The organism is Mycobacterium sp. SMC-11, assembly GCF_046250095.1.
In the GTDB taxonomy this organism is placed as follows: domain Bacteria; phylum Actinomycetota; class Actinomycetes; order Mycobacteriales; family Mycobacteriaceae; genus Mycobacterium; species Mycobacterium heraklionense_A.
The window spans coordinates 4,692,572-4,714,111 of sequence record NZ_CP176430.1; the positions used below are offsets into that span (position 1 = coordinate 4,692,572).

Consider the following 21,540-nt stretch of genomic DNA (forward strand, 5'->3'; position numbering starts at 1 on the left):
GGGCTGGTCGGCTCAGCGAAGCGGCGCCGCGGTCGCGGTGATCGGCGAGGGCAATGCGGTGCGACCCATCAGGTACCGGTCCACGCTGGCTGCGGCACCGCGCCCTTCGGCGATTGCCCACACGATGAGGGATTGACCGCGACCCATGTCGCCGGCGACGTAGACACCCGGCACCGCGGTCGCGTAATCCGCATCGCGCGCCACGCTGCCGCGTTCGGTGAACTCCACGCCCAGATCGGCCAGCAGCGGCGACCGTTCCGGCCCGACGAATCCCATTGCGAGCAGCACCAGGTCGGCTTCGAGTTCGAAGTCGGTGCCGTCGACCTTCTCGAAGGTGCCGTTGCGGCGGCGCACTTCGTGGGCCCGCAACCCGGTCACCCGACCGTCACGGCCGGTGAATGCCTCGGTGTTGACCGAGAACACCCGATCACCGCCCTCTTCATGCGCCGACGTGGTTCGCATGATCAGCGGGTAGGTCGGCCACGGGGTGGACGGATCACGGATCTCCGGAGGACGCGGCATGATCTCGAACTGGTGCACGCACGTCCCGCCCTGGCGGTGCACCGTGCCCAGGCAATCGGCGCCGGTGTCACCGCCGCCGATGATGACGACTTTCTTGCCCTGCGCGGTGATCGGCGGCTGAGCCAGGTCGCCGGCCTGCACCCGGTTCGCCCACGGCAGGTACTCCATCGCCTGATGGATGCCTTCGAGCTCGCGGCCCGGGATCGGCAGGTCTCGCCAGGCGGTAGCGCCACCGGCCAGCACAACAGCGTCGAAGTCTTCGCGCAGCTGCTCGACGGTCAGATCCACCCCGACATTCACGCCCGTCTTGAACGTCGTTCCCTCGCCGACCATCTGCTCCAGCCGCCGGTCCAGAATTCGCTTCTCCATCTTGAATTCCGGTATGCCGTAACGCAGCAGTCCACCAATGCGGTCATCGCGCTCGAAGACCGTCACCGCGTGCCCGCCCCGGGTGAGTTGCTGGGCGGCGGCCAGTCCGGCCGGCCCCGAGCCCACCACCGCAACCGACTTCCCGGTGCGGACCGACGGCGGGATCGGCTGCGCCCAGCCCTCGGCGAAGCCGCGCTCGACGATCTCGTACTCGACCTGCTTGATGGTCACCGGCGGCTGGTTGATGCCCAGCACACAGGCCGGTTCACACGGCGCGGGGCAGAGCCGGCCGGTGAAGTCCGGGAAGTTGTTCGTGGCGTGCAGCCTGTCGAACGCCTCGCGCCAGCGCCCGGTACGTACCAAGTCGTTCCATTCCGGGATGAGGTTGCCCAGCGGACACCCGTGGTGGCAGAACGGGATACCGCAGTCCATGCAGCGTCCCGCCTGCTGGCGGACGGTGTCTTCGGCGAAATCCTGATACACCTCGTTCCAGTCGCTCACCCGCTCGGAGACCGGGCGGCGCAACGGCAGGATGCGCTGGGTGTTGGTGATGAATCCTCTCGGGTCAGCCATGAGCCGCCGCCATAATTGCCTCCTCAGGATCTGTGCCACTGGCTTTTGCCTCGGCGACCGCGGCGAGCACCCGCCGGTAGTCGCGCGGCATCACTTTGACGAAGTCCCTTCCGCGGTTGGCCCAATCGGCCAGGATCGCGCGGGCGGGCACCGAGTCGGTGGCGGCGGCGTGTGCCGCCAGCACGTCACGCAGCCAGGCCACGTCGTCGGCGTCGAAAGCGTCGAATGTGTCGAGGTCCACCATCTCGGTGTTCAGCCGGTCACCCAGCTGCCGGTCCGGGTCATAGACGTAGGCCACGCCCCCGGACATGCCGGCGGCGAAGTTGCGCCCGGTCGGGCCCAACACCACCACTTTGCCCCCGGTCATGTACTCACAGCCGTGGTCGCCGACTCCCTCGACCACTGCTACCGCACCGGAGTTGCGGACCGCGAACCGTTCCCCGACCACCCCGCGTAGGAACACCTCGCCGGACGTGGCGCCGAACAGAATCACGTTGCCGCCGATGATGTTTTCCTCCGCGACGTAGCCGTCGGGCGCATCCAGCGGGGGGCGGACCACGATCCGGCCCCCGGACAGCCCCTTGGCGACGTAGTCGTTGGCGTCACCAAAGACCCGCAGGTTGATTCCCGGCGGCAGAAACGCCCCGAAGCTGTTGCCCGCCGACCCGGTGAAGGTGATGTCGATGGTTCCTTCCGGCAGCCCTTGGGCGCCATAGGCTTTGGTGACCTCATAGCCGAGCATGGTGCCGACGGTCCGGTTCACGTTGGATATCGCGCTGGTGAACTTGACCGGGGTGCCCGCATCGAGGGCCTCGCGGCTCATGACGATCAGCTGCTGGTCCAAGGCTTTGTCCAGACCGTGATCCTGGCCGGAGGTGCAGTACAGATCCTGGTTCATGAACGCTGACTCCGGTTCATGCAGGACCGGCGTGAGGTCGAGCTTGTGGGCCTTCCAGTGGGCGCGGGCCAGCGTGGTGTCCAGCGCATTGACCTGTCCGACCGCCTCGTTGATGGTGCGGAATCCCAAGGCCGCAAGGTACTCGCGGACCTCTTCGGCGATGAACCAGAAGAAGTTCTCGACGAACTCGGGTTGTCCGCTGAACCGTTCACGCAATTCCGGGTTCTGAGTTGCCACACCCACCGGGCAGGTGTCCAGGTGACAGACCCGCATCATGATGCAGCCCGACACCACCAACGGCGCGGTGGCGAAGCCGAATTCCTCGGCCCCCAGCAGCGCCGCGATCACCACGTCGCGGCCGGTCTTGAGCTGGCCGTCCACCTGCACCACGATCCGGTCCCGAAGTCCGTTGAGCAGCAGGGTCTGCTGTGTTTCGGCCAGGCCGAGTTCCCACGGCGCTCCGGCGTGCTTGAGTGAGGTCAACGGCGCCGCCCCGGTGCCCCCGTCGTGGCCGGAGATCAACACCACGTCGGCGTGTGCCTTGGACACTCCCGCCGCCACCGTTCCGACACCGTTCTCGGCGACCAGCTTCACATGGATGCGAGCCTCCGGGTTGGCGTTCTTCAGGTCGTGGATCAGCTGCTTGAGGTCCTCGATGGAGTAGATGTCGTGGTGCGGCGGCGGCGAGATCAGCCCGACACCCGGGGTGGCATGCCGAACCTCGGCGATCCACGGGTACACCTTGTTGCCCGGCAGCTGACCACCCTCGCCGGGCTTGGCCCCCTGCGCGATCTTGATCTGCAGGTCGGTGCAGTTGACCAGGTATTCGCTCGTCACGCCGAAACGCGCCGAGGCGACCTGCTTGATCGCGCTACGCCGCCAGGAGCCGTCGGCGTCGGGCAGGAAGCGGCCGGCATGCTCGCCGCCCTCACCGCAGTTGGAGCGGCCGCCGATCCGGTTCATGGCGATTGCCAGGGTTTCGTGCGCCTCGGCGGAGATCGAACCGTAGCTCATCGCGCCGGTCGCGAACCGTTTGACGATCTCGGTGGCCGGTTCCACCTCGTCAAGCGGAACCGGTGGCCGCTCCCCGGCCTTGAATCGCAACAACCCGCGCAGCGTGGCCAGGCGTTCACTCTGGTCGTCGACCAGCTTCGTGTACTCCTTGAAGACCGCGTACTGGCCCGTTCGGGTGGAGTGCTGCAGTTTGAACACCGTCTCCGGGTTGAACAGGTGATGTTCGCCCTCGCGGCGCCACTGGTACTCCCCGCCCACCGGCAGTTCGCGGTGCGCCCGCTCTTCTGGGCGGTCCAGGTAAGCCAGCGTGTGGCGGGCGGCGACATCAGCGGCGATGTCGTCGAGGGTGATCCCACCGATCGGGCAGTACAGGCCGGTGAAGTACTCATCGAGAACGTCCTGCGAGATACCTATCGGCTGGAACAGCTGCGCCCCGGTGTAGGACGCCCGCGTCGAGATCCCCATCTTGGACATGACTTTGAGCACGCCCTTGCCGGCGGCCTTGGCATAGTTGGCCAAGGCCTTGTCGCGATCGAGGCCTTCGATCAGGCCCCGATCGAGCATGTCCTCGACGGACTCGAAAGCCAGGTACGGGTTGACCGCGGCGGCGCCGAACCCGATCAACGCCGCCATGTGGTGCACCTCGCGGGCGTCGCCGGACTCCACCACCAGGCCCACCTTGGTGCGGGTCCGCTCGGCGACCAGGTGGTGATGCACCGCCGCGGTGGCCAGCAATGACGGAATGGGGGCCATCGTCTCGTCGGACTCCCGGTCGGAGATCACCAAGAAGCTGGCACCCTCGGCGATCGCCTCCGAGGCGCGGGCGCACACCTGCTTGAGCGCTGCACGCAACCCGGCACCGCCTGCCGCGGGCGGATACAGGCAGCTGATGACGGCCGTGGACAGGCCGTGCGGGCCCCGGGAACCGATCCGCTGGTCCGGGCTCAATTTCAGCAGCTTCGCGAGCTCGGCGTTGCTCAGGATCGGCTGGGACAGCACGATCTGCCGCCAGGTGGGTTCGTCGGTGTTGAGCAGGTCGCCTTCCGGTCCGAGCGCACCTTGCAGGCTGGTGATCACCTCTTCGCGGATGGCGTCCAACGGCGGGTTGGTGACCTGGGCGAACAACTGCTGAAAGTAGTCGAACAGCAGCCGGGGTCGCGCCGAGAGCACCGCCACCGGGGTGTCGGTGCCCATGGATCCGATCGGCTCAGCGCCGGAGCGCGCCATGGGCGCGAGCACCAGGTTGAGTTCTTCGTAGGTGTAGCCGAACATATGCTGCCGCAACAGAACCCGGTGACGTTCCATCCGGGGCGCATCGCCGGGGGGCAGCTCGCCGATTCCGATCAGGCACTCATCGATCCACTGCTGGTACGGCCGTTCGCCGGCCAGCGTCGACTTGATCTCGCGATCGGAGATGATCCGCCCCGCGGCGGTGTCGACCAGGAACATCTTGCCCGGCTGCAGCCGCTGTCGGTGCACCACCGTAGCCGGGTCCAGGTCGAGCACACCGGCCTCGGAGGCCATCACCACCAGCCCGTCTTCGGTGACCCAAATACGCGACGGCCGCAGGCCGTTGCGGTCCAACACCGCACCCACCACGGTGCCGTCGGTGAAGGTCATCGAGGCCGGGCCATCCCAGGGCTCCATGAGCGAGTCGTGGTACTCGTAGAAAGCTCGGGTAGGCCCATCCATGCTTTCGTGCCGTTCCCAGGCCTCCGGGATCATCATCAGCACCGCGTGCGGCAGGCTGCGGCCGCCCAGGTGCAGCAGTTCGAGCACCTCGTCGAACCGGGCGGTGTCGGAGGCGCCCGGCGTGCAGATCGGGAACAGTTTGTCCGCGCTACGGTGGCCACCTTCGGTACCGAAGACGTCGGTGCGGATCAACGCCTCCCGGGCGCGCATCCAGTTCTCGTTGCCGGTGACCGTGTTGATCTCGCCGTTGTGGGCGATACGCCGGAACGGGTGGGCCAGCGGCCACGACGGAAACGTGTTGGTGGAGAAGCGTGAATGCACGAGGCCCAGTGCGCTCTGCATCCGCTCGTCGGCCAGGTCGGGGTAGAACGCCTTGAGCTGCGGCGTGGTCAACATGCCCTTGTACACCATGGTTCGGCTGGAAAGGCTTGGGAAATAAACGGATTCCCGACCCGGTCCGTCCTGACCGGGCCCCTTGCTGCCCAGCTCGTGTTCGGCGCGCTTGCGCACCACATAGGCCCGGCGCTCCAGAGCCATGCCGGAGGCCCCACCGATGAAAAGCTGCCGGAAGGTCGGCATCGCATCTCGAGCCAGCGCCCCCAACGATGAGTCGTCGATCGGCACCTCGCGCCAGCCGAGCACCTGGAGACCCTCGGCCTCGACGATCTTCTCCATGCCGACACAGGCTGCCGCCGACTCTTTGGCCGACTGCGGCAGAAATGCGATCCCGGTGGCGTAGCTGCCCTCGGGCGGAAGGTCGAAATCGGTTACGGCACGTAGGAATAGGTCCGGAATCTGAATCAGGATCCCAGCGCCGTCACCGCTGTTCGGTTCGGCTCCGGCAGCGCCGCGGTGCTCAAGGTTGAGCAGCGCGGTGATCGACTTGTCGACGATGTCGCGACTGCGCCGGCCATGTATATCGACCACCATGGCCACCCCACACGCGTCATGTTCGAACGCGGGGTTGTAGAGCCCCACCCGACTGGGTGCCATCGCCACCTGAGTCACCTGACCCTTCGCACGTTCTTGCCCGTCGCCCGATATGGACAAGCGGTCAAGGGGGTTGGTCCGTGCGACGTTGAACGGCGTTCCTGCCTGAAAACACTCACAGGCAACGCCACGATATACCCCGACCTAGCAAACGTGCTAGTTCGCTGGACAGCGAGCTTGCGGTGAGGTTTGTGTTACGCCAACGCAATAACTGGATGATGTCCAGGAAATGTGCGCTGCCTATCGTTTGGCTGTCTGCACGCGAAGGAGACCAATATGGCCGCCGACATTTTCAAGCTCGTCGCCGACGAGTCGGTTGAGTACGTCGACATTCGATTCTGCGACCTGCCGGGGGTTATGCAGCATTTCTCGATCCCGGCCGCAGCGCTCGATGAAAGCGTATTCGAGGATGGGCTCGCCTTCGACGGTTCGTCGATCCGCGGCTTCCAGTCCATCCACGAGTCGGACATGCTGCTGCTGCCCGACCCGGAAACCGCCCGCATCGATCCGTTCCGGGCCGCAAAGACGCTGAACCTCAACTTTTTCGTCCACGACCCGTTCACCCGCGAGCCCTACTCGCGCGACCCGCGCAACATCGCACGCAAGGCCGAGAGCTACCTCACCAGCACGGGCATTGCCGACACCGCTTACTTCGGCGCCGAGGCCGAGTTCTACATCTTCGACTCCGTGAGCTTCGACTCACAGATCAACGGCTCTTTCCACAAAGTGGATTCGGTCGCCGGCTGGTGGAACACCGGCCGGACAACCGAAGCCGACGGCAGCCCCAACCTCGGATACAAGGTTCGCCCCAAGGGCGGCTATTTCCCGGTCGCGCCGACCGATCAATACGTCGACCTGCGCGATGCAATGGCGACCAACCTCACCAACGCCGGTTTCACTGTCGAACGCGGCCACCACGAGGTCGGTACCGGCGGGCAAACGGAGATCAACTACAAGTTCAACACTCTGCTGCACGCCGCCGACGATTTGATGCTGTTCAAATACATCATCAAGAACACCGCCTGGGCGCACGGCAAGACGGTGACGTTCATGCCCAAGCCGCTTTTCGGAGACAACGGTTCAGGTATGCACGTACACCAGTCGGTATGGCAGGACGGTGAGCCGCTGTTCTACGACGAGATCGGCTATGCCGGACTGTCAGACACCGCCCGGCACTACATCGGCGGCATCCTGCACCATGCACCGTCGCTGCTGGCGTTCACCAACCCCACCATCAACTCCTACAAGCGGCTGGTGCCCGGCTACGAGGCGCCGATCAACCTGGTCTACAGCCAGCGCAACCGTTCGGCCTGCGTGCGCATCCCGATCACCGGCACCAACCCCAAGGCCAAGCGCCTGGAGTTCCGCTGCCCGGACTCGTCCGGCAACCCGTACCTGGCGTTCTCGGCCATGTTGATGGCCGGCATCGACGGCATCAAGAACAAGATCGAACCGGCCGCCCCGGTCGACAAGGACCTCTACGACCTGCCGGCCGACGAGGCGGCGTCGATCTCACAGGCCCCCACCACGCTGGCCGAGGTGATGGACAACCTCGAGGCCGACCATGAATACCTCACCGAAGGCGGGGTTTTCACTCCGGACGTGATTCAGACCTGGATCAACTACAAGCGGGACAACGAGATCACCCCCGTCAACCTGCGTCCGCACCCCTACGAGTTCGCCCTCTATTACGACTGCTGACCGGTGAGCCGGCCCGACTCGCGCTTCTCGGGCTGGCTCACGGTAGATGGGCGCCTCCGCGACTAGGCTGCGGTTGTTGGGCCACCTGGCCGTACCGCCGCCGTATGCCTCGAGGAGCCGATGAACGCAGACGACGACTTTCTGCGGCAGCGGATGCCGCCGCAGCAGCACCACCCCGGGTCCTGGACGCCGCCTCCCCAGCAGCAGCAGCAGCCGCAGCAGCCCATGCCGCAGCCCCCGCCGCCGGCGCCCATGCCGCGGCCCCAGCCGGCCCGTGGCTGGCGCCGCGTGGTCCTGTCCGCGACGCTGGGTTTGGTCAACTTGGGCCCGTCACCGGCCGAGCGGGAAGAAATGGCCTACCAGGTGGCCATCCGATCCCTGCCCAACGGCAGCTACAAGGTCGGCGTGCTCGGCAAGGGCGGTGTCGGCAAGACGACGGTGGCCGCCAGCGTCGGGTCGGTGTTCGCCGCACTACGCCGGGCCGACCACGTGGTGGCCGTGGACGCCGACACCGCGTTCGGCCGCCTCGGCAGCCGCATCGACCCGCGCGCCACCAGCTCCTATTGGGATCTGGCCGCCGATCAGAGCGTGCAGTCGTTCGCCGACATCAGCAGCCGTGTCGGCGCCAACGCGGCGGGGCTCTACGTCCTGGTGGGCGAGCCCGCCGCGGGAAGCCGCCGGATCCTTGACGCGGCGTTGTACCGGGAGGCCGCGCTGCGCCTGGACCGGCACTTCACCATCTCGATCATCGACTGCGGTTCGACGATGGACTCGCCGGTGACCCAGGAGGCGCTGCGCGACTTGGACGCGCTGATCGTGGTCTCTTCGCCGTGGGCGGACGGTGCCGGCGCGGCCGCCAAGACCATGGAATGGCTGGCCGACCGCGGCCAGGGTGGGTTGCTACAGCGCACCGTGGTGGTGCTCAACGACTCCGACGGCCATGCCGACCGGCGCACCCGCTCCGCGTTGACGGCGCAGTTCCTGCAGCACGGCCAGGCGGTGGTTGAGGTGCCCTTCGACCCGCACCTGCGCCCGGGCGGGGTGATCGACGTGATGAGCGAGATGGCACCGGCAACCCGCCGCCGATTCCTACAGATCGCCGCGATCGTCTCGCACTACTTCGCGTCCCGACCTCGGGGCCGGGACGCGAAGCCGGGCCGTCCTCAGAGCACGTAGCGCACGACACTCTCGGCGACGCAGGCCGGCTTGGCATGGCCGTCGATAGACACCGTGGTCGAGAAGGTCACCTGGTGGGCACCACCGCCCACATCGGCGACCTCGACCACGGAGGTCTCGGCCCGGATCTTGGAGCCGACCGGCACCGGCGCCGGGAAGCGCACCTTGTTCAGTCCGTAGTTGATCGCCAACTTGACCCCGTCAAGGCGGCTGATCTGCGCCATCAACTGCGGCAGCATGGCCAGGGTCAGGTATCCGTGAGCGATCGTGGTGCCGAACGGTCCGGTAGCAGCACGCTCGGGGTCGACGTGAATCCACTGATGGTCACCCGTCGCGTCGGCGAACAGGTTGACGGCGTCCTGGGTGATGGTCACCCAGTCGCTGTGCCCGATCACCTGGCCCTGGCATGCGGCAAGTTCATCGATCGATGCGAAAGTACGCACTTGGTCTCGCTCCTTTACTAATCCGTTGCCACCGCGCCGCTTTGGCGCAGCCGGTCGATTTCGTCGGCGCTCATACCCAGCCGGGAAGCCAGCACCTGCTCGGTGTCGGCACCCAGCGCAGGTGCCGCGACGGCGGGCGGATGGGCACCGTCGATCGACGCCGGCAGCCCGGCCGCCAAGTACTCCCCCACCCCGGGCTGATGCAGCGTCGCGAACATCGGGTTGTCGCGTAGGCGCTCATCGGCGGCCACCTCGGCAAAGCTGCGGTACCGGTCCCACAGCAGCGACGTCCCTGCCAGGGCGGCTTCGATCTGCTCAGCCGGCCGCTCAGCAAACCAGCCACTGAACAGTCCGGTCAGCAGGTCGCGGTGACGATAGCGCTGTCCTTCGTCACCGAAGTCGATGCCGCGCGCCCCGGACAGTGCCGCAAGGACTTTCGTCGATCCGGTCAGCTCGGCAAGATCGCGGAAGTGCCGATCGGTCAGCGTGACGACCATGAACGCCGCCCCGTCACCGCTGGCGAAGCTCTGCCCGTACTGCCCATAGACCGCATTGCCGATGCGTTCCCGCCGGTCGCCGTTCACCATGGCCTCGGTGAGGAAGCCCAGGGCGCTGGCGGTGCCCAGTGCCACGTCCTCCAGGGCCAGCCGGATCCGGCAGCCCTCGCCGGTGTGGTCGCGGCGGCGCAGCGCGGCGGACACCGCCAGCGCGGCGTGCAGCCCGCAGGCGATATCCCAGGCCGGCAGTACATGGTTGATCGGGGCGGCGTGATCGCTGGGCCCGGTGACCAGTGGAAAGCCGACACCAGCATTAATGGTGTAGTCCACCGCGGTGGAGCCGTCAGCACGTCCGAGCACCTCGAGGTGAATCAGGTCGGGACGCTGCGCCACTAGCGTTTCGTAGGAAAGCCATTGTCGGCCAGACATATTCGTAATCAGCACGCCACTGTCGGCGATCAGTTGCTGCACCACACGCTGTCCGTCGGGTGCGCGCAGATCGGCGACCACGGAGCGCTTACCCTTGTTAAGTCCCGTCCAGTAGATCGAGGTGCCGTCGTCGGTGACGGGCCAGCGCCGGTAGTCGGCCGCACCGCCGAGCGGGTCGATGCGCACCACATCGCAGCCCAGTTGTGCCAGCGTCATTCCGGCGAGCGGGACGGCGACGAAACTGGCGATCTCGATGACGCGCACCCCGGCCAACGGAGCCCCAGCGCTCCCCAAGACACGAGCACTGGCCTGCATGACCTGCCCTTCGTCGATGATTACGTCGACTATATGCCTACCAAAACGCCCACCCGGTGAGATGGCGAGTCCGCGCTGAATCTCAATCGTTGCCGAACCGCGATATGAAAACCCGTGGCGGCGAACAGGACACGGCACCGCCCCGTGTTTGACTCCGTTCAGAAGGGCTAGACCGCACGACATTGGGATGGGACAAGAGCTATGAAGAGCGTTGAGAAGTTGCGTAACGCGGCCAGTCGGCTACCGCGCCGGCTGACGGTCGCGGCGGTGGGGGCCGCGCTGCTGAGCGGCCTCGTCGGGGCTGTCGGTGGTGCGGGTGACGCGTCAGCGTTCTCCCGCCCGGGCCTGCCGGTGGAGTACCTGCAGGTGCCGTCAGCGGCGATGGGCCGTGAGATCAAGGTGCAGTTCCAGCCCGGCGGCACCCACGCCGTCTACCTCCTGGACGGCCTGCGCGCCCAGGACGACTTCAACGGCTGGGACATCAATACTCCGGCGTTCGAGGAGTACTACCAGTCCGGGTTGTCGGTGATCATGCCGGTGGGCGGGCAGTCCAGCTTCTACTCGGACTGGTACCAGCCGGCATGCGGCAAGTCCGGCTGCCAGACCTACAAGTGGGAGACCTTCCTGAGCCGGGAGCTGCCGGCCTGGCTGCAGGCCAACAAGAGCGTGTCGCCGTTCGGCAACGCCGTCGTCGGCCTTTCGATGGCGGGTAGCTCGTCGCTGACACTGGCGGCTTACTACCCGCAGCAGTTCCCCTACGCGGCAGCGCTTTCCGGCTTCCTGAACCCGTCCGAAGGCTGGTGGCCGACCTTGATCGGGATGGCCATGAGTGACGCCGGCGGCTACAACGCCTCCAACATGTGGGGTCCGTCGTCCGACCCGGCGTGGAAGCGCAACGACCCGATGGTGCAGATCCCGCGGCTGGTGGCCAACCGCACCCGGATCTGGATCTACTGCGGCAACGGCACGCCCAGCGAGCTCGGCGGCGACAACCTGCCCGCCAAGTTCCTGGAGGGCATGACACTGAGCACCAACAAGACGTTCCAGCAGAACTACACCGCAGCCGGCGGCAACAACGGGGTCTTCAACTTCCCGGCCGACGGCACCCATGACTGGCCGTACTGGAACCAGCAGCTGGTCGCGATGAAGGCCGACATCCAGCGCGCCCTGGGCGTGGGCGTCGACCCGACCTGATCGACCCCCCAACACGTCGGCGGCAGTGCAATCCAGCACTGCCGCCGACGTGTTTGTAGGGGCCGACGTGTTTGTAGGGAAAGGCAGGTTGGTGGGAAAACCGGTGTGCGCCTAAAGCGGGCGAGCCGTCAGCGCCACAACCCGCGGCGGTCGACATAGCGATGGCTGTACCAGGTGGCCATCAGGCAGATGGCGGTGGCGGTGGCCAGCATCCAGGTACCGCCGACGAAAAGGCTGATCACACCACCGACAGCCGCCCCCGAGATGTAGCCGGTCAGCAGCATGAAATTGAAGAACCAGTCATGAATGGATCCGCCGCTGATGTGGCGCTCGATGCCTTGCCCCAGCTTCACCACCGTGCCGGTCACGTAGCTCAGGGGAATCGACACTTCGCCGTCGCGGACGAACGTCGTGTTCAGCGCGCCCACCCCGAACGCGACGAGCAGAATCGGCAGCAGGGGCACCGGCAGCGCGGGCCCGCCCTCGATCCAGTCGGTCACGGTCGCGGCCAGCAGCGACACCGCGGTCAGCCGCAACGCGCCGTGTGGCCGGCTGCGCCACACGTGGCGATGGCACAGCGACGCGATCACCACACCGGAGATGAAAGACACCAACAGGGCTGCGGCCGAAATCGACATCCACTGGCTGTCGGTGAACAAGCCCAGTGCTGCGCGCCCGGCGTTGCCGGTCATGAAGGTGACGAAGTAGCCCTCGGAATGTGTGTAGGCCGTGGCAGCCAGCACTCCGGCCAGCCCGGCAAGGACCCACGACAGTCTGGCTTCACTGCCATAGCGTTTATCTAGCACGCGCGCCTAAGTGCGTCAGCCGACCGGACCCGGAACCAGGGTCACGGTGGCACTGTGTTCGCCGCCGCCCGGATTACGCCACGTCAGCGTGACGGTGTCACCCGGGTGGCGCTGGTCGAGTACGTCGGTCAGGTCGGTGGCCGAGTTCACCGGTCGGCCGTTGACCGAGGTGATGATGTCGTCGCGGGCGATGCCACTGCCCGCGGCCGGGGTGCCGTCGAGCACCTGGGCGACCCGCGCGCCGCCGTTGCTGTCGACCACGCCGACACCCATGAACGCCGTCTCACCGATGTGCACGGTGTTCGACGAGATGCCGGCCCGGATCTGGCCGGCGATGGCCATCGCCTGGTCGATCGGGATCGCATAGCCTTCACCGCCGGGCTGGGCGAATTTGTAGTTGTCCGACGCCGCGGTGTTCATTCCGATCACCTGGCCGGCGGCGTTCACCATCGGACCGCCCGAGTCACCGGGACGGATCGCGGTGTCGGCCTTGATCATGTTGGTCAAGGTCTCCGTGCTGCCGGTCAGCTCGTCGGCCGCGGAGACGGTCTGGTTCAGACCGATGACGCGTCCGGGCACCGCACTCGGCGTGCCGCCGTGGCCGCCGGCATTGCCCATCGCGACCACCGGGTCACCGATGGCGACCCGCGAGGAATTGCCGATGTTGGCAGCGGGCAGTCCGTCGGCGCCGCGCAACTGCAACACTGCGACGTCATGGCTGCGGTCGAAGCCGAGCACGTCGACCTCGTAGGTCTGGCCGTTGGCGACCGAGACCGCCGTGAGCCCGGTGGCGCCGGCGATGACGTGGTTGTTGGTCAGCACCACGCCGCTGGGGTCCAACACGATGCCGGTGCCGGCACCGACCGCGCTCTGGTAGCCCATCTGGGCGTCGATGTTGACCACTGCCGGACTGACCTGGGCAACCATCGCCGACGGGTCGAGCGGAGGAGCGGGCAGAGTCGGGGACGCCTGAGCCGGCACCGCTACCAACCCGGCGGTGGCGACCGCCGTGGTCATCACGCTGAGCAGCCACCACCGGCCGGGGCGATGCGCTCTGCTCATACGTCATACCTCCTGCAGTCAGGGCACGGGCCAGGCGCCTTCGACCCGGCACGTCCCGGGACGTCGCAGACGTTGGACCCGCGAAACAAGAATGCCCAGCTTACCGGAACCGCGAGTCCGCCTGGCAAACGCTATACGCCAGCAGGGCAACCGTCGCCGGGGAGCAACTCTTGTGCTCAGCGCCCGTTGAGGGAAGGCTGAACTCCGGAGGAGGCTGCCATGGCAGACAAGACCGGGACTTCGCGGGGCGGCGCTGCAGCCCCAATCGCGGCCACGCCGGCCGCCATCCGCAATGTCGTTCTGGTCGGTCCACCCGGCTCCGGAAAGACCACTCTCGTCGAGGCGATGTTGGTGGCCGCCGGGGTGTTGCCTCGAGCTGGTTGCATCGCCGACGGCAGCACGGTCTGCGACTACGACGACGCGGAGCTTCGTCAGCAGCGTTCGGTCGGAGTCGCGTGCGCCTCGCTGGCGCACAACGATGTCAAGGTCAACCTGATCGACACCCCGGGCTATGCCGACTTCGTAGGTGAACTGCGCGCCGGGCTGCGGGCCGCCGACTGTGCACTGTTCGTGATCGCGGCCAATGAAGACGTCGACGACGCGACTGCCGCACTGTGGCAGGAGTGCAGCAGGGTCGCCATGCCGCGCGCGGTCGTCGTCACGAAGCTGGACCATGCGCGGGCCGACTTCCCGGCCCGCCTGGCCGCTGCCCAGGAGGCGTTCGGCGATACCGTGCTGCCGCTGTATCTACCCGCGCCCGCCGAAGGCGCCGGCCTGATCGGGGTGCTGACGCCCGAATCCGTCGACTTGTCCGAGGCCGAGCACCAGCGTGGCGCGCTGATCGAGGCGATCATCGAGGAATCGGAAGACGAGTCGCTGCTGGACCGCTACCTGGGCGGCGAACAGATCGAACCGGGCGTGCTCACCGCCGATCTGGAGCGGGCGGTGGCACAGGGTTCGTTCTTCCCGGTGATCCCGGCATGCAGCCTCACCGGCATCGGCGTGCCCGAACTGCTTGAAGTAATCACGACGGGCTTCTCCGCGCCGCCGGAACATCTGCTTCCGGAGGTGTTCAACCCGAACGGAGTGGCGCGCACCGGGCTCAGTTGCGACCCGGACGGGCCGCTGCTGGCCGAAGTCGTCCGCACGACGTCGGACCCCTACCTGGGCCGAGTCAGCCTGGTGCGGGTGTTCTCCGGAACCATCAAGCCCGACAGCGGAATCCATGTCAGCGGTCACTGCGCGGGCTTCTTCGGCGATGGGACCGGTCGGTGCGACCACGACGAAGACGATCGGATCGGGACCCTGGCGTTTCCGCTCGGCAGACAACAGCGCCCGGCCACGGTCGTGATGGCCGGGGACATCTGCACCATCGGCCGGCTCAGCCACGCCGAGACCGGAGACACCTTGTCGGGCAAGGATGAACCGCTGGTGTGCAAACCGTGGTCGTTGCCGGATCCGCTACTGCCCGTGGCGGTCATTCCGCACGCCAAGACCGACGAGGACAAGCTTGCGGTGGGGCTGGCCCGGCTGGCCGCCGAGGACCCCAGCCTGCGCATCGAGCGGAACCCGGAAACCCATCAGACCGTGCTGTGGTGCATGGGTGAAGCACACTCGGGGATTGTGCTTGACGCGCTGGCCCACCGCTATGCGGTATCGGTGGACACCGTCGCCCTGCGGGTGGCTCTGCGAGAGACGTTCGCTACCAAGGCCAAAGGCCACGGCCGTCATGTCAAGCAGTCCGGAGGACACGGTCAATACGCGATCTGCGACATCGAAGTGGAGCCGGTGAAGCAGGGAGCCGGCTTCGAGTTCGTCGACCGCGTGGTCGGCGGGGCCGTGCCCCGCCAGTTCATTGCCAGTGTGGAGAAGGGTATTCGCGCCCAGATGGAGCGGGGACTGACCGGCGACGCCGGCGGCGGTTATCCGGTGGTCGACATCCGGGTCACCCTGACCGACGGCAAGGCGCACAGCGTCGACTCCTCGGACTTTGCCTTCCAGATGGCGGGCGCAGCCGCACTTCGTGACGCCGCGACCATCGGGGCGGTGCGACTGCTCGAGCCGATCGACGATGTCACCGTGCTGATACCCGACGAACTGGTCGGCGCGGTGATGGGCGATCTGTCCGCCCGCCGCGCCCGGGTGCTGGGCACCGATAAAGTCGGCACCGACCGCACCTGCGTGAAGGCCGAAGTACCGCAGACCGAGCTCATCCGGTACGCGGTCGACCTGCGATCGTTGACCCACGGCGCCGGTTCGTTCACCCGCGGCTTCGCGCGCTACGAGCCGCTGTCGGAGTCGGCGGCCGCGCACGCCGCCAGCACCGCCTGATCACCGCAGAAAGGACGTTCATGTCGACAATCGCCGGGTTGCCCGCACACGTCCTGTTGCTGCACGTGGTGGTCTCGCTGGTCCCGCTGACCGCGGTCCTGCTGATCGTGTGCGCGGTATGGCCGGCGGCCCGACGGCGATTGGTCTGGCTGGTCGTGACATTTTCCGCCGTCACGCTGCTGGTGACACCGCTCACCGTCACCGCTGGCGAATGGCTGGCCGACACCGGCAAGTTCGCCCCGTCGCCCAAGCTGGATGCGCACATGGCCGCCGGCGAGTACGGCCTCTATATGGCGTTGGGCCTTGCGGTCGCCGCGGCACTACTGGCCGGTTTACACGTGGCGCTGTCGCGCGGCAGCAATGTCGGTTCGCTGCTGCGGCTGGGAATCGTCACCGTGGTGATCGCACTGGCCGGCGGTTCGATGCTCGCCATCCACAACATCGGCTCGACCGGGACCGAGGCAGCCTGGGGAGACCTGCTCACCGCGTCAGAGGACGGCTAAACCTGCGCTTATGGCGTTGCTGTTGGCACAATGGACGGCATGCGCAACGTGAGGCGGGGAATTGTGGCGATTGCCGGGTCGGTGGCCCTGGCTCTCGGGTCTATAGGGGCGTCGGCTGGAATCAGCGAAGCGGCTCAGAGCTCGCCGGCACGGGGGCTGGCCGTCGCGGCGATCGAGCCGGCCGCCGGCTCGGTCGTGGGGGTGGCCTACCCGGTGATCGTGACCTTCAACGGACCGGTCGGAGACCGGGCGGCCGCCGAACGTGGGATCCGCATCAGCTCCACCGGCAACAATGCCGGTCATTTTGAGTGGACAAGCAGCGATGTCGTTCAGTGGGTCCCGGACGGCTACTGGTCACCGCACAGCAAGATCAGCGTCGAGGCCCACGGGATGTCAACGGGCTTCGAGACCGGCGACGCGGTCGTGGGACTCGCCGACATCTCCGACCACACCTTTACCGTCAGCGTCAACGGCGAGATCCAGCGGATCATGGCCGCGTCCATGGGTAAACCCAAGCGCCCCACGCCAATCGGTTCCTTCACCGCGTTGTCGAAAGAGCGCACCATCAAGTTCGATTCGCGCACGATCGGCATCCCGCTCAATGACCCGGAGGGCTACCTGCTCAACGGCGAGTACGCCGTTCGGGTCACCTGGAGCGGCGTTTATGTGCACTCCGCCCCTTGGTCAGTGGGTTCGCAGGGCTATTCGAACGTCAGCCACGGCTGCATCAACCTGAGCCCCGACGACGCCGCGTGGTACTTCAACTCGGTGCATCTAGGCGACCCAATCATCGTGCAGGCCTAGGACTTAGGGCCTAAGGCGATCGTAGATGCGGCGATTGTTCACCGCCTCTACGATCGCCTTGGGCCTGACCTGGGATGCACCGCGTCAGCAGGCGCCGAGCACCGCTGTGGGCATGTGCGCCACGTAGCGCTGAGCGCGCTGCTCACGACGCAGTTCGCGACGAGCCGCCAGCCGGCTGCGCAGCCGGCTCACCATGCGGTTGCCCGCCTGGTAGTCCGTCGCGCCGTCGAGAGCCAGAACACTAATGGTGATGAAAGCCATGATTTTCTCCTGCCGGGAAACTCACCGGCCGACACAACCCGTACTACGGGTCGGCGGAACTCGTTGGTTCAGGCCCTGGAGAGTACTGAAAATACCGCAGCGGAGGCGCCGGAACCGGTGAGGAACAGATCGATAGTGGAACACGGATACGGATGCGGACCGTCACTAGAACTCACTTCGCCCTCACCTCCTTCCGGTCGGGACACACGGGCATGTCGTGGCATTGTCCACCATGGTGGCATCGAAATACGGGACCGTCAAACGCAAACGGGTTCCGGGGGTGTCGTCCGCCCAACTGGCGGCGACCAACACCGTCCCGAAACTCGTTCGCAGAAGGCGCTATTCAGCGCTTCACTCAGAGCAGCCCGAGCAGTTGCAGGTCGGTGACGTACTTGACGATCACCGCCGGCGTGACATGCGGGATGTCGGGATGCTCGGGGTCAGGCCCGATCCCGGCCGACTGCACCGCAGCCCGGAACCTGTCCGTCGGTGCGATCGACCCGCAGATCGGCGGCTGCGGCTTCTGGTAGTTGTGCAGCAGCGGCAGCAGCGACGCCTGGCGCTGGTTCTCCGGCAGCGCTCGCAGCGTGGTCTCGAAGCGCTGCAACCAGTCGCCGTAGTCGGCGATCCGCCGGATCGGGTAACCGGCCTCGATCAGCCAGTCGACGAATTCGTCCATTCCCAGACCATCGTCGTACGGGTTCATCACGTGGTAGGTGGTGTACCCGCCGGTCGCGAAGGACCCCAGCGTGGTGGATGCCTCGGCGATGAACTCCACCGGCAGTCCGTCGTAATGCGCGCGTTGCCGCTGACCGTCGGCGCTGAGTTCGTAGAACGAACCGGGCGCCACGCCGGTCGCGACCAGGCTGAACATCATTCGGGTGAACATGTCGGGCAGGTTCAGCTGGCCGGCGTAGCTGGTGTCGGCCAGGATCATGTCGCAGCGGAACACCGCGACCGGCAGGCCGCACAGGTCGTTGGCTTCACGCAACAGCACCTCGCCGGCCCACTTGCTGGTGCCGTAACCGTTGGCGTAGCCATCGTTGATCGCCCGGACTGCACTCATCACCCGGACATCGGCGTCCTCGGTGAACTTGCCCAGCGGAATCTGGTCGCCCACACCAATTGTGGAGAAGTAGGTGAACGGCTTGATCTTGCTGGTGAGCGCGACCCGGATCAGCTCGGCGGTACCGAGCGCGTTCGGGCCGAACAGCTCGCTGTAGGGCAACACGTGGTTGACCAGCGCCGCCGGGTCGACGATCACGTCGACGGTGTCCGCCAGACGCTGCCAAACATCTTGGTCCAGACCAAGATTCGCCTCGCCCTTGTCACCGGCGATCACCTCGAGATGCTTAGCGGCCAGCTCGGTGTAGTGGGCCAGCAGGTGCTCGTCTCCGCTGTCGAAGACGTTGTCCAGCCGTCGGCGGGCGTCCTCGTCGGACTTCGCCCGCACCAGGCAGATCAGTTTTCCGTCCACCGGGGCCAGCCGCTGCAACCACTCCAGCGCCAGGTAGCGACCGAGGAAGCCCGTCGCACCGGTCAGCAGCACGGTGCGCACCTGCTCGGAGGGACCGGGCAGCGACGGAGCCGCGGCCAGGGTCGCCTCGTCGAGGAACTTGTCCAGCGTCAGGTCGGCCGCAGCCACTTCGACCGCGTCACGGCCGTGCACCGAGGCGAAGCTGGGCCGTCTGGAACCGGCTTGAGCGCCGCTGCGCTCCGCGGTGATGTAATCCGCGATCGCCGCCAAATCGTTTGCCGGGCTGACGATCACGCCCACCGGCACGTCGACGTCGAAGATGTCACGCAGCAGGTTGCCGAACGTCAGCGCCGACAGCGAGTCCCCACCGAGGTCGGTGAAGTGGGCCTCCGGGGCCAGGTCGCCGGCCGAAGCCCCCAACAGCGCCGCGGCGGCGCGACTGACGGTCTCCAGCGCCGGGCGCTGCGCTCCGCGTTGACGCAGTTCGCTCAACTCACTGGCCTGCCCCTCGGCCAGCTCGGCGTAACGACGCTCAAGGCGATCGCCGTAGTGCGCCTTCAGCTTCGGCCAGGCCAGCTTGCGGATTCCGGTCAGCAGTCCGTTCTCCAGCGTGAACGGCTCGGTCTCGACGATGAAGTCACGCGGAACTTCGTACGACTGCAGGTCGGCGTCTTTGGCCACCTGCTGCAGCGACTCGGCGATAGCGGCCTTGAGGGCGGCCTCGGATTCAAAGCGCACCGCAGCTTCCGGGGTCGGTACCACCACGGCCAACAGGTACGGCTGAGCGCTGTTGCCGTAGACGTAGATCTGGCGCACCAGTGGACTGTTCCCGAACACCGCCTCCAGCTTGGCCAGGGTGACGAACTCGCCCTGGGCCAGCTTGAGCACGTTGTTGCGCCGGTCGACGTAGACCAAGTGGTCCGGTGCGATCTCGGCCACCACGTCGCCGGTCCGGTAGTAGCCGTCGGCGTCGAACACCTCGGCGGTCACCTCAGGACGCTTGTAGTAGCCGGGGAACAGGTTCTCGGTCTTGAGCAGCAGTTCGCCGCGCGGGTGTGGGGTGTCGGTGCCGAAGTAGCCCAGGTCCGGCACATCGACCAGCTTGTAGTCGAGAACCGGCGGCCGCTGCACTTCGCCGTCGAAGAGCACCATGCCCGCTTCGGTGGAGCCGTAGCCGTTGAGCACATGCTGCTCGGTGAGCTGATCGACCCAAGACCGCAGCTCATCGGAGATCGGCGCCGAGCCGGTCATCGCGAACACGCACCGCCCGCCGAGCAACTCGGCGCGCATCTGCGCCAAGACCTGCGCCTCGGCGGCAGCCCGGTCTCCGCTGACACCGTCGACTTCGCTGCGGAAGTGCTGGTAGAGCATCTCCCAGATCCGGGGCACGAAGTTCAGTTCGGTCGGGCGGACCAGGGCGAGGTCTTCGAGGAAGGTGGACAGGTCGCTGCGTGCGCTGAAGTAGGCGGTACCACCGTTGCCGAGGGTGCCGTACAAGATGCCGCGGCCCATGATGTGGCTCATCGGCATGAAGTTCAGCGTGATCGAGACGGCAGTCGGGCCGAACCAGTTCTTGGTCGACCGCACCCACATCCGGGCCACGTTGCTCTCCGGGTACATCGCACCCTTGGGGGCGCCGGTGCTGCCTGAGGTGTAGACCAGCAATGCCAGCGGGTTGGCGTCGTCGCCGGAGTCCGTCTGGGCCGGAAGAGACAGCGCGCGACCCCGGGCCAGTAGATCGGCAAGCGGCTCGACAACTACCTCGACGCCGGCCAGTTGCGCCCGAGCGTCGGCAAGCGCCTCGCGGTGGTCGTCGACCTGCTCGTGGTAGTCGAAGACCACCAGACGGGTGGGAGCCGGGCCCGTCCGCACCAACTCGACCGCATCGGACAGCGAGTCAACACTGGCAGCGATGACCCGAGGCTCGGTCTCGGTCACGATCGGCACCAACGTGCTGATCGCCGCCGAGGTCTGCAGCGGCACCGAAACCGCGCCGATCTGGCCCAGCGCCACGTCGATGACGGTGTAGTCGACGCTGGTGAACCCCAGCACCGCAACCCGGTCGCCGGGCCGCACCGCGCCGGCGGACAGGGCGGCGGCCGCGGCGCGGACTCGCTCCCCCAGCTCGGCGTAGGTGATGGTCTCGTAATGCGGCAGTAGCGCGGCGCCGGTACGGCCGGTGGCCGGATCGGTGACGTACTCGACGGCACGCTGGCCGAGCGCCGGACGCTCGGCGTAGCCGTCGAAGACGGTCCTGGCGATCTGCGCCAGCCGCGACTGTCCTTCGACCGCGGCGGCGACGGCCGGGTCGGGTCGGGCAGCGGCGAACTGCGGGTCGGTGGCGACTAGGTCGGTGATGCGGCGGGCGAGTTGCTCCTCGTCTGCGGTGATGGAAACAGTGGACATGTTCAAACCTCTAATGGATATCTCGCGTAAGGGATTTTTCTGGGCTTTCAAGGGCGCGGTCTGCGCCGATGTAAACT

Annotated in this window: 14 protein-coding genes; 6 read left to right on the top strand and 8 right to left on the bottom strand. The window is 66.7% G+C overall.

Annotation, left to right across the window (positions count from 1 at the left end; all coding sequences use genetic code 11):
- Positions 1-12: 12 nt before the first annotated feature.
- Together ACKY0X_RS21870 and gltB are read right to left on the bottom strand one after the other, a co-directional pair.
- Entirely contained in the window at positions 13-1,464 is a 1,452-nt protein-coding gene (locus tag ACKY0X_RS21870) for a glutamate synthase subunit beta (RefSeq protein ID WP_409427692.1), read from the bottom strand.
- Complete coding sequence (gene gltB, locus ACKY0X_RS21875; RefSeq protein WP_409429739.1) at positions 1,457-6,061, bottom strand: glutamate synthase large subunit; 4,605 nt, start codon at positions 6,059-6,061, stop codon at positions 1,457-1,459. Before gltB ends, ACKY0X_RS21870 begins: the two co-directional genes overlap by 8 nt.
- 273 nt (positions 6,062-6,334) lie before the next feature.
- On the opposite strand from gltB, the gene glnA reads away from it, so the two are divergent.
- Complete coding sequence (gene glnA, locus ACKY0X_RS21880) at positions 6,335-7,759, top strand: type I glutamate--ammonia ligase (RefSeq protein ID WP_046282848.1); 1,425 nt, start codon at positions 6,335-6,337, stop codon at positions 7,757-7,759.
- Between the two features lie 120 nt (positions 7,760-7,879).
- Positions 7,880-8,935, top strand: a complete 1,056-nt coding sequence (locus ACKY0X_RS21885) for a MinD/ParA family protein (protein WP_409427693.1) — start codon at positions 7,880-7,882, stop codon at positions 8,933-8,935.
- On the opposite strand, the gene ACKY0X_RS21890 is transcribed toward ACKY0X_RS21885, so the two are convergent.
- Positions 8,923-9,378: a MaoC family dehydratase gene (locus ACKY0X_RS21890; protein WP_409427694.1), complete on the bottom strand. Its 456-nt coding sequence runs from the start codon at positions 9,376-9,378 to the stop codon at positions 8,923-8,925. The two genes, ACKY0X_RS21885 and ACKY0X_RS21890, sit on opposite strands and share 13 nt — an antisense overlap.
- Positions 9,379-9,395: 17 nt before the next feature.
- Positions 9,396-10,619 carry a CoA transferase gene (locus ACKY0X_RS21895; RefSeq protein ID WP_409427695.1) on the bottom strand — a complete coding sequence of 408 codons (1,224 nt, stop codon included), beginning with the start codon at positions 10,617-10,619 and terminating at the stop codon, positions 9,396-9,398.
- Between the two features lie 201 nt (positions 10,620-10,820).
- Between ACKY0X_RS21895 and ACKY0X_RS21900 the strand changes: the two genes are divergently transcribed.
- A complete protein-coding gene (locus ACKY0X_RS21900) occupies positions 10,821-11,813 on the top strand; it encodes an esterase family protein (RefSeq protein ID WP_409427696.1) in 993 nt (330 codons plus the stop codon).
- Between the two features lie 128 nt (positions 11,814-11,941).
- Here the strand turns inward: ACKY0X_RS21900 and ACKY0X_RS21905 are convergent, their stop codons facing one another.
- Both ACKY0X_RS21905 and ACKY0X_RS21910 read right to left on the bottom strand, forming a co-directional pair.
- Entirely contained in the window at positions 11,942-12,619 is a 678-nt protein-coding gene (locus ACKY0X_RS21905) for a YoaK family protein (protein ID WP_046282853.1), read from the bottom strand.
- A gap of 15 nt (positions 12,620-12,634) precedes the next feature.
- Positions 12,635-13,681, bottom strand: a complete 1,047-nt coding sequence (locus ACKY0X_RS21910) for a S1C family serine protease (protein WP_409427697.1) — start codon at positions 13,679-13,681, stop codon at positions 12,635-12,637.
- Positions 13,682-13,900: 219 nt separating this feature from the next.
- Here ACKY0X_RS21910 and ACKY0X_RS21915 point away from each other — a divergent pair, with 219 nt between their 5' ends.
- From ACKY0X_RS21915 to ACKY0X_RS21925, 3 genes are read left to right on the top strand one after another with little or no spacing between them, the layout of a single operon-like run.
- The gene (locus ACKY0X_RS21915; RefSeq protein WP_409427698.1) at positions 13,901-16,012 is read left to right on the top strand and encodes an elongation factor G-like protein EF-G2; all 2,112 of its coding nucleotides are present in this window, start codon (positions 13,901-13,903) and stop codon (positions 16,010-16,012) included.
- A 20-nt stretch (positions 16,013-16,032) separates the two neighbouring features.
- Positions 16,033-16,515 carry a hypothetical protein gene (locus ACKY0X_RS21920; RefSeq protein ID WP_409427699.1) on the top strand — a complete coding sequence of 161 codons (483 nt, stop codon included), beginning with the start codon at positions 16,033-16,035 and terminating at the stop codon, positions 16,513-16,515.
- A gap of 48 nt (positions 16,516-16,563) precedes the next feature.
- Entirely contained in the window at positions 16,564-17,319 is a 756-nt protein-coding gene (locus ACKY0X_RS21925; protein ID WP_409429740.1) for a L,D-transpeptidase family protein, read from the top strand.
- An 84-nt stretch (positions 17,320-17,403) separates the two neighbouring features.
- On the opposite strand, the gene ACKY0X_RS21930 is transcribed toward ACKY0X_RS21925, so the two are convergent.
- Together ACKY0X_RS21930 and car are read right to left on the bottom strand one after the other, a co-directional pair.
- Positions 17,404-17,580, bottom strand: a complete 177-nt coding sequence (locus tag ACKY0X_RS21930) for a hypothetical protein (protein WP_165607569.1) — start codon at positions 17,578-17,580, stop codon at positions 17,404-17,406.
- A 355-nt stretch (positions 17,581-17,935) separates the two neighbouring features.
- The gene (car, locus tag ACKY0X_RS21935; protein ID WP_409427700.1) at positions 17,936-21,463 is read right to left on the bottom strand and encodes a carboxylic acid reductase; all 3,528 of its coding nucleotides are present in this window, start codon (positions 21,461-21,463) and stop codon (positions 17,936-17,938) included.
- Positions 21,464-21,540: the final 77 nt, after the last annotated feature.